The 13395-nt window shown below is 65.8% G+C and carries 16 protein-coding genes and 1 tRNA gene; 15 read left to right on the top strand and 2 right to left on the bottom strand.

Annotated elements, in window-relative coordinates; translation table 11 throughout:
• Positions 1-376 precede the first annotated feature (376 nt).
• The 3 genes from ACIBG0_RS32260 (at position 377) to ACIBG0_RS32270 (ending at position 1403) form a co-directional block, all read left to right on the top strand.
• Positions 377-562, top strand: a complete 186-nt coding sequence (locus ACIBG0_RS32260; protein ID WP_397037780.1) for a DUF4244 domain-containing protein — start codon at positions 377-379, stop codon at positions 560-562.
• A 62-nt stretch (positions 563-624) separates the two neighbouring features.
• A complete protein-coding gene (locus ACIBG0_RS32265; RefSeq protein ID WP_397037676.1) occupies positions 625-939 on the top strand; it encodes a TadE family type IV pilus minor pilin in 315 nt (104 codons plus the stop codon).
• On the top strand, positions 936-1403 hold the full coding sequence (locus tag ACIBG0_RS32270; protein ID WP_397037678.1) for an Rv3654c family TadE-like protein: 468 nt from the start codon (positions 936-938) through the stop codon (positions 1401-1403). Before ACIBG0_RS32265 ends, ACIBG0_RS32270 begins: the two co-directional genes overlap by 4 nt.
• A gap of 340 nt (positions 1404-1743) precedes the next feature.
• On the opposite strand, the gene ACIBG0_RS32275 is transcribed toward ACIBG0_RS32270, so the two are convergent.
• Positions 1744-4050, bottom strand: coding sequence for a DEAD/DEAH box helicase (locus ACIBG0_RS32275; RefSeq protein WP_397037679.1), 2307 nt, complete (start codon positions 4048-4050; stop codon positions 1744-1746).
• A 499-nt stretch (positions 4051-4549) separates the two neighbouring features.
• Here ACIBG0_RS32275 and ACIBG0_RS32280 point away from each other — a divergent pair, with 499 nt between their 5' ends.
• The 3 genes from ACIBG0_RS32280 (at position 4550) to ACIBG0_RS32290 (ending at position 8475) form a co-directional block, all read left to right on the top strand.
• Entirely contained in the window at positions 4550-4756 is a 207-nt protein-coding gene (locus ACIBG0_RS32280; RefSeq protein ID WP_011206895.1) for a cold-shock protein, read from the top strand.
• A gap of 354 nt (positions 4757-5110) precedes the next feature.
• Positions 5111-7906, top strand: a complete 2796-nt coding sequence (gene topA, locus ACIBG0_RS32285) for a type I DNA topoisomerase (RefSeq protein WP_397037781.1) — start codon at positions 5111-5113, stop codon at positions 7904-7906.
• Between the two features lie 65 nt (positions 7907-7971).
• Positions 7972-8475: a DUF664 domain-containing protein gene (locus ACIBG0_RS32290; RefSeq protein ID WP_397037680.1), complete on the top strand. Its 504-nt coding sequence runs from the start codon at positions 7972-7974 to the stop codon at positions 8473-8475.
• Between the two features lie 69 nt (positions 8476-8544).
• Here the strand turns inward: ACIBG0_RS32290 and ACIBG0_RS32295 are convergent, their stop codons facing one another.
• Positions 8545-8712: a hypothetical protein gene (locus ACIBG0_RS32295; protein WP_397037682.1), complete on the bottom strand. Its 168-nt coding sequence runs from the start codon at positions 8710-8712 to the stop codon at positions 8545-8547.
• Between the two features lie 140 nt (positions 8713-8852).
• On the opposite strand from ACIBG0_RS32295, the gene ACIBG0_RS32300 reads away from it, so the two are divergent.
• From ACIBG0_RS32300 to ACIBG0_RS32340, 9 genes are all read left to right on the top strand, one after another.
• Positions 8853-10058 carry a DNA polymerase III subunit delta' gene (locus ACIBG0_RS32300; RefSeq protein ID WP_397037684.1) on the top strand — a complete coding sequence of 402 codons (1206 nt, stop codon included), beginning with the start codon at positions 8853-8855 and terminating at the stop codon, positions 10056-10058.
• Between the two features lie 182 nt (positions 10059-10240).
• Positions 10241-10316: transfer RNA gene (locus tag ACIBG0_RS32305), tRNA-Thr, on the top strand.
• Between the two features lie 234 nt (positions 10317-10550).
• Positions 10551-10895, top strand: a complete 345-nt coding sequence (locus ACIBG0_RS32310; protein WP_397037686.1) for a hypothetical protein — start codon at positions 10551-10553, stop codon at positions 10893-10895.
• Positions 10892-11047: a MerR family DNA-binding transcriptional regulator gene (locus ACIBG0_RS32315; RefSeq protein WP_397037688.1), complete on the top strand. Its 156-nt coding sequence runs from the start codon at positions 10892-10894 to the stop codon at positions 11045-11047. Before ACIBG0_RS32310 ends, ACIBG0_RS32315 begins: the two co-directional genes overlap by 4 nt.
• Positions 11044-11340: a MerR family DNA-binding protein gene (locus ACIBG0_RS32320; protein WP_397037690.1), complete on the top strand. Its 297-nt coding sequence runs from the start codon at positions 11044-11046 to the stop codon at positions 11338-11340. Before ACIBG0_RS32315 ends, ACIBG0_RS32320 begins: the two co-directional genes overlap by 4 nt.
• On the top strand, positions 11330-11617 hold the full coding sequence (locus tag ACIBG0_RS32325; protein ID WP_397037692.1) for a hypothetical protein: 288 nt from the start codon (positions 11330-11332) through the stop codon (positions 11615-11617). Before ACIBG0_RS32320 ends, ACIBG0_RS32325 begins: the two co-directional genes overlap by 11 nt.
• A 25-nt stretch (positions 11618-11642) precedes the next feature.
• The gene (locus tag ACIBG0_RS32330; RefSeq protein ID WP_397037693.1) at positions 11643-11978 is read left to right on the top strand and encodes a YnfA family protein; all 336 of its coding nucleotides are present in this window, start codon (positions 11643-11645) and stop codon (positions 11976-11978) included.
• 283 nt (positions 11979-12261) lie between these two features.
• Positions 12262-12591 carry an ArsR/SmtB family transcription factor gene (locus ACIBG0_RS32335; RefSeq protein ID WP_397037695.1) on the top strand — a complete coding sequence of 110 codons (330 nt, stop codon included), beginning with the start codon at positions 12262-12264 and terminating at the stop codon, positions 12589-12591.
• A complete protein-coding gene (locus tag ACIBG0_RS32340) occupies positions 12591-13304 on the top strand; it encodes a cation transporter (RefSeq protein WP_397037697.1) in 714 nt (237 codons plus the stop codon). Before ACIBG0_RS32335 ends, ACIBG0_RS32340 begins: the two co-directional genes overlap by 1 nt.
• The last annotated feature ends 91 nt before the right edge of the window (positions 13305-13395 follow it).

A 13395-nucleotide genomic window follows, 5' to 3' on the forward strand; every position in this document is an offset into this window, starting at 1 on the left:
ACGCGCGACAGTGCCGAGGTGGGGAAGGGCGCCCTCCATGCTGCGGCACGCAGCGTTGTGCGGCGTGGCCTCGAACTGCTGAGCGCTGCGCTCGGGAGGGTCACGCGGTCGGACCGTGCGCGGCGACGACGAGCGTGTGGGCGTGGAGTAATTACGCGCGACATTGCCCAGGAGGGGAAGAGCGTGCTCGGCGCTGCCGCGCGCGGCGTTGGCGAGCTGCTGAGTGCTGCGTTCGGGACGGTTACGGGGACGGGTCGTGCGCGGCGGGAAAGAGCGTGTCGGCGCGGAGTGGCCGCGCGGGCGGGAATGAGAGGGGAAGACGGTGCGAATGGGAACGATGCGGGATCGGATGATGCGGCGGCTTGGGGCCATTGGTATGGAGGTGCGGGCTCGGGCGCTGGGGGTGCTGGTCGCGGACGACGGGATGAGTACGGCGGAGTACGCGATCGGAACTATTGCGGCTGCGGCGTTCGGGGCCGTGCTCTATGGGGTCGTGACCGGGGACAGCATTGTGAACGCGCTGACGAAGATCATCGACAAAGCGTTGAACACCGCGGTGTAGCGCACAGTAGTTGTCGATTAAACTACTGCGGTACAACGCATCTCGATGACGATCGGGGTGCGGTGACGGTTGAGGCGGCGATCGCGCTCGCTGCCATCGTGGTTGCGGTGGTGCTGTGCGTCGGTGCCTTGCTCGCGGCGTCGACGCAGGTGCGCTGTGTCGACGCCGCACGCGAAGCGGCCCGGCTGGCCGCCCGCGGTGATCAAGCGAATGCGGTGTCGGCGGCGCGGCGGGTAGCTCCGCCGGCCGCCGACATCTCGCTGCGCAGTGAGGGCGACCGGGTAGTCGCGGCGGTCTCCGCCCGTGCACCCCTGTTGCCCTTGCTGGTCCTGCATGCCGAGGCCGTTTCCACCCGCGAGCCGGGAGCCGAGCCGTGATCCCCAACGGCCGCCCGGCCCGCGACGTGCCACCGGGCACAACACACATGAAGGACAGCGACGTGCCGCGCCACCGATGCGCGGCAGTAAGGAAGCACAGTGCACGGGGGCGAGGTCGGGACGAGGGCGTTGCGACGGTCTTCGCATGTCTGGCGCTGGTCGCGCTGATCGGTGCGACGTTACTGATCGCTCAGGTCGAGGTGGCGGTTACGGCGCGGCATCGGGCGCAGGCTGCGGCGGATTTGGCGGCATTGGCGGCAGCGGGAGAACTGACGCGCGGGGCCGAGGTCGGATGTGCGCAAGCCGAGGAGATCGCGCAACGGATGGGAGTGCGGATTCAGCAGTGTGAAGTCGTGCAGTGGGATGCCACTGTCACTGTTGAAACGAATGTACCAATGGGTCTGTTAGGAAAGCGGAGTGTTCGAGCGGTAGCGCGCGCGGGACCCATAGAAGACGGAGTGTGACCGGTACGTACATGCACTCGCCAGTGGTACTTCACGATGCCGGAATTCGGTAATTGTGATGCTCGAATAAATGCGTCATTGCCTATATTTACTTAGTGCCAAGAAGGCGCTCGAATGAATCCGCACGTCGGACGCTAATGCCCATTGGCAATACCTCAGTTAACATGAACCTAATCCTCTTTATTCGGCGGTCCTGCGCACCCGGCGCCGCCGGGCGGAGCACGCAGACCCGCGCCGGTAACCCCTGATGACCACCCCGAAAGATGGACGAGTGATCACATTGGGAGGTCGGTGCTGTCACGAATCGACTGCGGCACCTGAACGGGCTGTTCAGTCGCCTCTACCGGCGCCCCAATTCGCCCAGAACCGCGGCCAGCAGGCGGGCCGCACCGGCCTTGTCCAGCGGATGGTTGCCGTTGCCGCACTTGGGTGACTGCACGCAGGACGGGCACCCGATCTCGCAGGTACACGTCTCGATCACCGCGAGCGTCGCCGATAACCAGCGACGTAGCTGCGCGAACCCACGTTCGGCGAAGCCCGCGCCACCGGGCTGCCCGTCATAGACGAACACCGTCGGCAGTCCGGTATCGGGATGCTCGGCGGTCGAAACGCCGCCGATATCCCACCGGTCACACGTCGCGACCAGCGGCAATAGGCCGATCGCCGCATGTTCTGCGGCATGCAGCGCACCCGGCACCCGTGGCGAATCCAGGCCTGCCGCGGCCAGTAGTTCGGGCGTCACCGTGTACAGCACCGCGCGGGTCGGCAGCGTCTGCTCCGGCATATCCAGCTCGACTAGGTCCAACACCTCGCCCGTCCGCAGCGTGCGTAGATAGCCGATCACTTGGCTGGTCACGTTGACCTGCGCTAATGCCGTAGTCACCCGCCCGTGGCGGCGCTGTTCGGTCACCGTGTCGACAGCGATGGAGGTGATCTGTCTGGCGCTCGTGCTCCAGCCCGGATCGGTGCCACGCACGAACGCCACTCCGCCCTCGAGATCCAGCTCATCCACCAGGTAGATATCGCCTTGATGCAGGTGAACTGCCCCTTCGTGCAGCGTCGCCCGCGCGCGCCCGGCATCTGCGGTGCCGAGCAATCTGCCGGTCTCGCTGTCGACGATGGCAATGGGTGTGCCGATGCCGCCGCGCACGTCGACGGCATCGTGCGGCTGCGCCTCGGCCGTCGCGAACCAGCGCGCGCTGCCGTCGCGCACCGCGCCGTTCCGGCGTCGAATCAACCCCTGGCCTGCGAGATCGTTGAGCACATCGCGCGCGCCGAAGGCGTCGACCTCATCGTCGGTGAGTGGAAGTTCCTGCGCCGCGCACAGCAATTGCGGGCCCAATACATAGGGATTGCGTGGATCGGTGATGGTCGCCTCGATCGGCTTGTCCAGCAGCGCCTCCGGGTGGTGGACCAGGAAGGTGTCCAGCGGATCGTCCCGGGCCACCAGCAGCACCAACGATCCCTGGGTGCGCCGCCCCGCGCGCCCGGCCTGCTGCCAGAACGAGGCGACCGTACCCGGAAAACCCGAGATCACGACCGCATCCAACCCCGCGATATCGACCCCGAGCTCCAGCGCATTGGTTGTGGCTGCCCCCACGAGCGTCCCAGCGGACAGCGCTGCCTCCAGCTCCCGCCGATCCTCTGCGAGATACCCCGCCCGATAAGCGGCAACCCGTTCGCTGAGTTCCGGATCGACGTCGGCGAGCAGCCTGCGTGCCTCGATCGCGGTCAGCTCAGCGGCCCGCCGCGACCTGACGAATGCGAGCGTGCGGGCGCCCTCGGCCACCAGATCGGCCATGATCCTGGCCGTCTCCGAGGTCGCCGATCGCCGAACCGGTGCACCGTTTTCGCCGGTCAGAGTTGTCAACAGCGGCGGCTCCCACAGTGCGATGGTGCGCGAGCCCTGCGGCGATCCGTCCTCGGTGACCGCGACGCATGGCGCGCCGATCAGCCGGGATGCTGCGGCCGCGGGCTCGGCCGTGGTCGCCGAGCACAGGATGAAAACAGGGTCCGCGCCGTAATGGGCCGCGATGCGCCGCAGCCTGCGCAGCACCAGCGCCACGTGCGAGCCGAATACGCCCCGGTAGGCATGGCATTCGTCGACCACCACATAGCGCAGTCGGCGCAGCACTCTGGCCCAGCGCTGATGGGAGCGCAGCATGCCGACGTGCAGCATGTCGGGATTGGTGAGGATGAAGCGGGCATTCGCGCGCACCCATTGCCTGACCTCGGCCGGTGTGTCGCCGTCGTATGTGGCCGGATGGACATCTCGCAACGGGCCCTCATGCGTCAATTCCGCTATTGCCCGCAGTTGGTCGGCGCCCAATGCCTTGGTCGGCGCTAGATAAAGGGCGGTGGCGAGGGGATCTTCGCGCAATGCCGTCAGCACCGGCAGTTGGTAGCCGAGCGATTTCCCGGATGCTGTGCCAGTGCTGACGACCACATGTCGGCCGCTCGCGGCGAGGTCTGCGGTGCACGTCTGATGAGTCCACGGTGCCTCGACTCCAGCGGCCCGCAGCGCGGTGACGACATCGGGGGCAGCCCAATCCGGCCAGGTAGTGGTGGCCGCAGGGCGGGCGGCGAGTTCCACCACATGGGTCAGGCGGGGGTCGTCGGGACTCCCATTCAGGACACGATTCAGCAACGATCGCCCGTAACTTCGGCCGTTGCTAGCCCGTGGCTGGCTTACCGGCTCGGTCGGATTCACGACTCGAACTCCACAACACGCGCAGAAAGTGTGAAACGTGTGCGCTTGGGAAGAGCAACCTGCCATTTCGATACCAAATAGCGACCTGGGTCACAGCCTGTTTGCCAGACGCTGGCTCGGTTATCCCTAAGCAAACGAACCACAAGTCTGGATTCCGGCATTGTGTCCCTTACCTGCGCATTCGCAAGATCAACTTTTTTGCAAATTGTCGGTAACTCGACTGTTGAATTGCTCGAAGACATGGTTCACTAGTTCCTGGTCGCAAGCTTCTGTGTTCGAGGGACGGATCCAAAGTCCAAACCGTCAGCAGGATCGATGTTGCGAACGGTGTGCTTGGTGCTTTCCTGCAGGGGGAACCAACAGTACAGCGGTCGGAACGGACCCGGTGGGCGAACCTACTTGTCCGCCGTTCCGGTAAGAAAAGAGAAGGAACAGAATGGCACAGGGAACTGTGAAGTGGTTCAACGCGGAGAAGGGGTTCGGCTTCATCGCGCCCGAGGACGGCTCCGCTGACGTCTTCGTCCACTACTCCGAGATCCAAGGGTCGGGCTTCCGCACCCTCGAGGAGAACCAGAAGGTCGAGTTCGAGGTTGGCCAGGGCACCAAGGGCCCGCAGGCCACCGGAGTTCGCGCGCTCAGCTGAGCGTCACAACAATCCACTCGTCCCTCACCCCCGGTAACGGAGGTGAGGGACGAGCTATATCTGGGGTAGGAACAAAACCGACGCGGACCTGCGGTGCGGCCGTATCGCGGCAGGCACTGCATACTGATCAGCAGCGACGCAGGTACGCTCTGTGGTTCGAGTCGCAAGCGCTCGGCCGCACGTCGCGTCAAGGTATAAACGTGTCTGGTGGCAACGTCGTCCTCGTCGCCGCCGCTTGCCCCAGCCGCGTACAGCGCGAAAAAGCGTCGCGCGGGTCGATAAGGAAAGGTGTATTCGCCGGTGGCAACACGAGACCGCGGTGCAGCCGACCAGGGCCGTCCCCTGCGTCGTCTCGTGATCGTCGAGTCCCCGACCAAGGCCCGCAAAATAGCGCCCTATCTGGGCCGCAATTACATGGTCGAGGCCTCGGTCGGTCATATACGGGACCTGCCGCGCGGTGCGGCCGACGTGCCCGCCAAGTACAAGGGGCAGTCCTGGGCGCGCCTCGGCGTCGACGTCGACAATGACTTCGAGCCCATCTATGTAGTGAGTCCGGATAAGAAGGCCAAGGTCTCCGAGCTCAAGAGTCTGCTCGCCGATGCCGACGAGCTCTACCTCGCCACCGACCCCGACCGTGAGGGCGAAGCCATCGCCTGGCACCTTTTGGAGACGTTGAAGCCCAAGGTGCCGGTGCGACGCATGGTGTTCCATGAGATCACCGAGCCCGCCATTCTGGCCGCTGCGGCCGATACCCGCGATCTGGACAACGATCTGGTCGACGCGCAGGAAACCCGGCGCATCCTGGATCGGTTGTACGGCTACGAGGTCAGTCCGGTGCTGTGGAAGAAGGTCATGCCGCGGTTGTCGGCGGGCCGGGTGCAGTCCGTCGCGACCAGGGTGATCGTGCAGCGCGAGCGCGAGCGGATGGCATTCCGCTCGGCCGAGTACTGGGATATCGCGGCGAAGCTGGATGCGGGCGGGGGCAATGGCGACGCCACCAATCCGCGCACCTTCGGGGCGCGACTGGTCAGCGTCGACGGGACCAGGGTTGCCACCGGCCGGGACTTCGGGCCGGATGGGCAGCTCAAGGGCAATGGCGTAGTCGTCCTCGACGAGCCCTATGCCCGCCGCCTCGCCGAGGCGCTCGAGGGCGCCGATCTGGTGGTTTCCTCCGCGGAGGCCAAACCGTATTCGCGCAAGCCGTACGCGCCGTTCATGACCTCGACGCTGCAGCAGGAGGCAGGCCGCAAACTGCGGTTCAATGCCGAGCGCACCATGCGGGTGGCGCAACGGTTGTACGAGAACGGCTACATCACCTATATGCGTACCGACTCGACCACACTGTCGGAGTCGGCGATCGCCGCGGCCAGATCACAGGCGACCCAGTTGTACGGCGCGGAGTATGTGCATCCGACGCCGCGGCAGTACACCCGCAAAGTGAAGAACGCGCAGGAGGCGCACGAGGCGATTCGTCCGGCCGGCGATACCTTCGCGACCCCGGGCCAGTTGCACGCGCGCTTGGATAACGACGAGTTCCGGCTCTACGAGCTGATCTGGCAGCGCACGGTCGCGTCGCAGATGGCCGATGCCAGGGGCACCACGCTGACACTGCGGATCACCGGTGTCGCGGGTACCGGCGAGGAATGCGTGTTCTCCGCCTCCGGCCGGACCATCACCTTCCCTGGCTTCCTCAAGGCCTACGTCGAGAGTGTCGACGAAGAGGCAGGCGGTCAGTCCGATGACGCCGAATCCCGGCTGCCCGCACTCGACGAGGGTGAGCGCGTCACAGCGGTGGAGCTGAATCCCGATGGGCACAGCACGAATCCGCCCGCGCGGTATACCGAGGCGTCGTTGATCAAGACGCTCGAAGACCTCGGTATCGGTCGGCCCTCGACGTATTCGTCGATCATCAAGACGATTCTCGACCGCGGATATGTGTACAAGCGCGGTAGTGCGCTGGTGCCGTCGTGGGTCGCCTTCGCGGTCGTCGGTCTGCTGGAGGCCTACTTCGGTCGGCTGGTCGACTTCGACTTCACCGCCGCCATGGAGGACGACCTCGATGCCATCGCGGGCGGACGTGAGCAGCGCGGAAATTGGTTGTCCAGCTTCTATTTCGGTGGCGATCACGGTGTCGAAGGGTCGGTCGCGCGCTCCGGCGGTCTGAAGCGGATGGTCGGTGAGCGGCTCGACGATATTGATGCGCGCGAGGTCAATTCGATCAAGCTGTTCGTCGACGACGAGGGTCGCGACGTTGTGGTTCGGGTCGGTCGGTTCGGGCCGTATCTGGAGCGGATGGTCGCCAATCCTGATGACCCCGAAGGGGATTCGATTTCGCAGCGGGCGAATCTGCCCGATGATCTGCCGCCGGACGAGCTGACCGCGGAGGTCGCCGAGAAGCTGTTCTCGACCCCGCAGGAGGGGCGGCTGCTGGGGAAGGATCCGGCGACCGGACACGAAATCGTCGCCAAGGAAGGACGTTTCGGTCCGTACGTCACCGAGATCCTGCCGGAGCCCGCTCCTGAGGACGGGACCGCGCCCGCGAAGAAGACCGCGAAAAAGGCCGCGGCGCCTAAGCCGCGGACCGGATCGCTGTTCAAAGATATGGATCTGGCGACGATTACGCTCGACGATGCGCTGAAGTTGTTGTCGCTGCCGCGCGTTGTCGGCGCCGACCCGGCCTCCGGTGAGGAAATCACCGCGCAGAACGGGCGCTACGGCCCATATCTGAAGAAGGGCACCGATTCTCGTTCGCTGGCCAATGAAGATCAGATCTTCACTGTGACGCTGGACGAGGCGCTCGAGATCTACGCCGAGCCCAAGCGGCGCGGACGCCAAGCCGCCAGTGCCGCGGCGCTGCGCGAACTCGGAAACGACGCGGCCACCGGTAAGCCGATGGTGATCAAGGACGGGCGCTTCGGTCCGTACGTCACCGATGGTGAGACCAATGCCAGCCTGCGCAAGGGCGATGAAGTCGATTCGATCACCGACGAGCGGGCCTCGGAACTGCTCGCCGATCGGCGCGCGCGTGGTCCGGTGAAGAAGACGGCCAAGAAGGCGGCGGCGAAGAAGACTCCGGCCAAGAAGGCGACGGCGGCGAAGAAGACCGCCGCAAAGAAAACCGCCAAGAAGACGGCCGCGAAGAAGGCCTGACGGTTCGTCGGTGCCTTGCCGTAGCCTCGCCCCGTTATCGGAGTTCGACCGGAAAGGGGACCGCCATGGCGATCGATCAGGAGCGCGAAGATCTCATCCTCGCGCTGGATAGTCAGCGCGAGCTTTTCCGAATCACCGTACGAGGTATCGACGAGGAGCAGGCGCGCCAGCGCACCACCGTCAGCGAGTTGACTCTCGGTGGACTGCTGCACCATGTCGTCAACTGCGAGCGGCACTGGACAAAGGTCATCGTCGAGCGGGATGAGACGGCAAAGCAGGAACTGGCCGAATTCGAGGGCGAGTATCTGATGGCGCCCGACGATACGGTTGCGGGACTGCTGGCCACCTGGGACGAGGTCGCGCAGGCCTCCGCGAAGCTGATTCGCACCGAGCCGGACCTGAGTACGTCCATCCCGACCCCGACGACACCATGGACGCCCGATCGCGTGTGGTGGACAGTGCGCTTCACGCTGCTGCACGTGCTGCGTGAGATCTCCCACCACAGTGGGCACGCCGACATCATTCGGGAGGCGCTCGACGGTGCCAACACCACTTATCAGCGAGCGTGATCGACGGCATCGTGGGTGCCATGAATGCCAGCGACCTCGAGTGGATTCACATCGCTGGCTACGAGAACCTCACGGGTAGTCCGAGTCCGTTGGCGGCCGTGCCCGCTTGACCGCGGCATCGACTGGATGCCGTTTTGCCGCCGACGAGATCCGCTGCGGTGTCGGGCCGATGGTCATCGGCACGGTTGGGTCGATATTCGGATGTCGGCTGAGGCGCTGTACCGGCTCGGATTGCATCCCGATCAGCCGACCGCGCGGATGCTCGGCCGGCGCCGCCCGGGTGGTGGCATGCCGCCGCGGAACGCCGGTTCGATACGGCCTGACGCTCGGACGGCGCGAGGACAAGGGTGTCGGTGGGGGCGGTTAGGGTGTACGGCGTGGCAGGTGTCTTCGATCGGTTGGTCGGCCAGGATGCGGTCGAGTCCGAGTTGACGGCTGCCGCGGTCGCCGCGCGCGGGGGGACCGGCAATGGTGCGATGACGCATTCGTGGCTGTTCACCGGGCCACCCGGATCGGGGAGATCCGTTGCGGCGCTGTGTTTTGCGGCCGCGCTGCAATGCACAGACGAGGGTGCCCCCGGGTGCGGTCGGTGCCATGCGTGCACGACCACGATGGCCGGAACGCACGGTGATGTGCGGCGGGTGATTCCGGAGGGGCTGAGCATCAGCACAAAGGAGATGCGTGCGATCGTGCAGATCGCCTCGCGGCGGCCGAGCACCGGTCGATGGCAGGTGGTGCTGATCGAGGACGCCGACCGATTGACCGAAGCGGCGGGCAATGTGCTGTTGAAGGTGGTCGAAGAGCCGCCGGATCGGACGGTATTCCTGCTGTGCGCGCCTTCGGTGGATCCCGAGGACATCTCCGTGACGCTGCGGTCGCGCTGTCGGCATGTGCATCTGGTGACGCCCTCGGTGCCCGCCATCGCGCAGGTGCTGCGCGAGCGCGACAAGCTCGACGAGAAGACCGCCACCTGGGCGGCGTCGGTCAGCGGCGGTCACGTCGGACGAGCCCGACGGTTGGCCACCGATGAGGACGCGCGTGCTCGTCGGCAGCGGGCGCTGGCGTTGGTTGGTGCGGTTTCCCGGCCCGGTGCCGCCTATGCGGCCGCGGATGAATTGGTGAAGTCCGCCGACGACGAGGCCAAGCAGATGAGTGCGGCGCGTGACGAGCGCGAGCGCGACGAGTTGGCGACCGCACTCGGTGCGGGCGGCACCGGCAAAGGCGCTGCGGGCGCGACCCGAGGTTCGGCCGGTGTCCTCAAAGACCTGGAGCGCAGGCAGAAGTCCCGTGCGACCCGCACCGGCCGCGATGCCCTCGACCGGGCGCTAATCGACGTCGCGGGCGTCTACCGCGACGCCCTCGCCGTTCGCTTCGGCGCCGCCCGCAACGGTTCCGGCGTCACCCTCACCCACCCCGATATGTCAGATCAGATCCACGACCTAGCCGACCGTGTCCGTCCCGAGGGCCTGCTGCGCTCCGTCGAAGCCGTCCTGGCCTGCCGCGAGGCCCTGGACCTCAACGTCAAACCCCGCTTCGCCCTCGCCGCCATGGTCGCAACCCTCATCTCCGCCCAATCCGTTTAGCACCCGGTCGCGCGCTTCGCGCATAGAAGAGTCGACGGCTCGATCCGCCCAGACGTTCCCGGCGGGTCATGCAGCCGATCTGGACCGTTCTGACCCCATAGGGTCCGCCGATCGCGCTGCGATGACCTCCCGTTTTCGCGATCCGACCGCCGAGACGATAGACTCGCGTGGCCGAAAGGCACGCCGCCTTAGCTCAGTCGGTAGAGCGCTTCACTCGTAATGAAAAGGTCGGGGGTTCGATTCCCCCAGGCGGCTCCATTTTCCCTGGTAGATGCTGCTGTGAATTAGCGTCCCGGCATACTCGCCGACTGGCTCGGCCTCGAAGCCACCGTCTTCGTCACCGTCGCATCCGGACTCCTGGCTGCTCGCTGGATCACCGAGCCGACTGCGCTGTCAATCCGGCATGTGCCCGTGTGGTGGCGCGTACTGATGTGGGGGACCACCCACGCGAGGCTTGCATCCGGTACCTGGGTACAGGCTTACCGTGACGGTATGACGATCACACCTTCCGGGGACTGGGTACCGGACTCGTGCACCTTGCCTACCGCCGAACAACCCATGCGGGTCGCGGAGTTCGATCTGTTCTTCGCCGAATCCGTGCGGCGTATGGATCGGCCCGCAAGCACACGGCTGGAGCTGCTGCTGAATCGCGGCGCGGAAGTTGTCGGCCGCGACCTCGCCGCCCGCGAGTCGGGCTGCTGCTCGTTCTTCGCGTTCACCTTCGATGCCACCGACACCGGACCGGTCATGCGTATCGAGGTTCCCGACACCCAGGTCGCGGTACTCGACGCACTCGCCGCGCGGGTGGACGAATCCCTCGGCGGAGGTCGGGAATGACTGTGTTGCGCACCGGCGAGCTGGCCGTCGCCGCAGGAGTGAACACCCAGACGCTGCGCTACTACGAGCGACGCGGGTTGCTGGCCGAACCGCAACGTTCCCTGGGCGGGCACCTCTGTATCCGCAGCAATCGGTCACGGTGCTGCGGGTGATCAAAGCCGCCCAGCGGCTGGGATTCACCCTCGACGAGGTCGCCGAGCTGCTGGCCGCCACCCAGTTCGGCCGCCGCCGCACCGACGCCGGGTTACAGACGCGCACCGGGGCGAAGCTGGCCGAGATCGACGGCAAGCTCGCCGAACTGACCGCGGTACGCGATACCCTGCGCGCGGCACTCGCGGCCGGATGCGACGACCTGATCGCTTGCAGCGAAAACCCCTGCTGCCCAGTACCGTTCACCACCAGCGACAACCACACCGTAGGCGCGGGAGGCGACTGTGGCTGCTGAACACACCAGCCGCCGGCGCTGGTGGGCGCCGATCGGGCTCGGTGCGGTGTTCTGCCTGGGATGCTGTATGGCCCCGATCCTCATCGCCGCTGGAATCCTGGGCGGCGGGGTCACCCTGGTGAGCTTGTCGTGGCTGGAACCCCTTGGCATCGCCCTCATCGCCGCTGGTGCGATCGGGTTCTTCTGGTCGCGCACCCGCACCCGGTGCGCCAGCACCTCAGGTGTGTGCGCGGATTCGGGATGCGGCTGCACCACATCGACGACTACCGCATTGTGAATCCTGGTTCGTAGGCTCGATGGCCATGACCGTGTTGCGTTCGATGCTGTTGTTCGTGCTGACCGCCGTCGCCGAGATCGGCGGAGCTTGGTTGGTCTGGCAAGGGGTGCGCGAACATCGCGGCTGGGCGTGGATCGGCGCCGGTGTCATCGCCCTCGGGATCTACGGATTCGTCGCCACCGCACAACCCGACGCCCACTTCGGGCGTATTCTCGCCGCCTACGGTGGCGTCTTCGTCGCGGGGTCGCTGGCCTGGGGCATGGCATTGGATGGGTTCCGCCCCGACCGCTGGGACCTCACCGGCGCCGTCATCTGCCTGCTCGGCGTCGCCATCATTATGTACGCGCCGCGCCACGCCTGACTTACCGGCAACACACATAAATTCCGTCGCCGTCGCCGTCGCGGCGATGGCCGTGATCTCCGCAGACATCGGACCCGAATGTCCGCACCAGTGCCGCCGACGTCCTTATTACCAAGGGCTTCAGAGACGCCTGCTACTTCTTCCCTGAAATACCTGGACTGGAACGCCGGACACGGGACCGACGCCGTCCGCGATCTGGCGGCGCGTCATCATCTGCTCCACGAACTCGGCATCAACTCAGTACATATTTCAATGAATACAGAAAATTATGTACTATCTAGGAATGGAAGCCGCGCTGCACAGCGATGCACTGGCCCGGTTCGGGCACGCACTGTCTGATCCGACCCGCACCCAGATCCTGCTGAACCTGCGCACCGCTTGGGCCTACCCCTCAGAGCTTGCCGACCGGATCGGGGTGACCCGGCAGATCTTGTCCAATCATCTGGCCTGCCTGCGCGGATGCGGCCTTGTCGTCGCGGTCCCCGAGGGACGTCGCAGCCGCTATGAACTCGCCGACCCTCGCATCGGACACGCGCTCGACGATCTTCTCGGGCTTGTGCTGGCCGTCGATCCCGCCTGCTGCCCGGCTGCCGCAACCGAGGAGTGCTGCTGATGTCGCAGTCGTTGGGAAGGCCATCGTTGCCTTCGGTGACGATGGTTGGGCCGTCGCCGCAGCGCCGGGTGGTGCTGGCCCGTCGTATCCGCTGGCTCGTCGCGGCGACGATCACCTACAACGTGCTCGAAGCGATCATCGCCCTCGCCGAGGGCAACCGGGTGTCGTCCACCGCGCTGATCGGCTTCGGTTTGGACTCCGTAATCGAGGTGTCCTCGGCGGCGGCGGTTGCCTGGCAGTTCGCCGGACATGACCCGGAAAAACGGGAGAAGGTCGCGCTGCGGATCATCGCGTTCTCGTTCTTCGCGCTGGCCGCGTATGTCGCCGTGGATGCGATCCGCGGGCTGCTCGGAATCGGGGAGGCCGAACACTCCCCGGTCGGGATCGCCTTGGCCGCAGTGAGTTCGGCGGTCATGCCGGTGCTGTCGTGGGCGCAGCGACGCGCGGGCCGCGAGTTCGGATCGGCCTCGGCGGTGGCCGATTCCAAACAGACCCTGCTGTGCACCTACCTATCGGCGGTGCTGCTGGTCGGACTGCTGCTCAACAGCCTATTCGGCTGGCAGTGGGCGGACCCCATCGCCGCCCTTGTCATCGCGGGTATCGCGGTCAAGGAAGGTATCAACGTCCGGCGCGGTGACACCTGCTGCCCTGCGCCAGTCGCGCTGGGCGTAAATGGACGGGACGCTGCTCACGATTGCGAGTGCTGCGACTGAATCCTCGACGTTTCAACGGTGATGGCACAACGAAACCCGTGCGCTCGAGATCATCGATCACACGCGTTCTTGATCTCGGTCGACTCCGCCC

The sequence above is a fragment of the Nocardia sp. NPDC050630 genome (assembly GCF_044457245.1).
Classification (GTDB): Bacteria; Actinomycetota; Actinomycetes; order Mycobacteriales; family Mycobacteriaceae; genus Nocardia.

What these genes read in the sequence shown, in the direction of transcription:
- ACIBG0_RS32315 (WP_397037688.1), top strand. Translation starts at nt 10,892, where the DNA reads ATGACTGTGTTGCGCACCGGCGAGCTGGCCGTCGCCGCAGGAGTGAAC.
- ACIBG0_RS32340 (WP_397037697.1), top strand. Translation starts at nt 12,591, where the DNA reads ATGTCGCAGTCGTTGGGAAGGCCATCGTTGCCTTCGGTGACGATGGTT.
- ACIBG0_RS32290 (WP_397037680.1), top strand. Translation starts at nt 7,972, where the DNA reads ATGGCGATCGATCAGGAGCGCGAAGATCTCATCCTCGCGCTGGATAGT.
- ACIBG0_RS32330 (WP_397037693.1), top strand. Translation starts at nt 11,643, where the DNA reads ATGACCGTGTTGCGTTCGATGCTGTTGTTCGTGCTGACCGCCGTCGCC.
- ACIBG0_RS32260 (WP_397037780.1), top strand. Translation starts at nt 377, where the DNA reads ATGGAGGTGCGGGCTCGGGCGCTGGGGGTGCTGGTCGCGGACGACGGG.
- ACIBG0_RS32310 (WP_397037686.1), top strand. Translation starts at nt 10,551, where the DNA reads ATGACGATCACACCTTCCGGGGACTGGGTACCGGACTCGTGCACCTTG.
- ACIBG0_RS32295 (WP_397037682.1), bottom strand. Translation starts at nt 8,712, where the DNA reads ATGCAATCCGAGCCGGTACAGCGCCTCAGCCGACATCCGAATATCGAC.
- ACIBG0_RS32280 (WP_011206895.1), top strand. Translation starts at nt 4,550, where the DNA reads ATGGCACAGGGAACTGTGAAGTGGTTCAACGCGGAGAAGGGGTTCGGC.
- ACIBG0_RS32335 (WP_397037695.1), top strand. Translation starts at nt 12,262, where the DNA reads ATGGAAGCCGCGCTGCACAGCGATGCACTGGCCCGGTTCGGGCACGCA.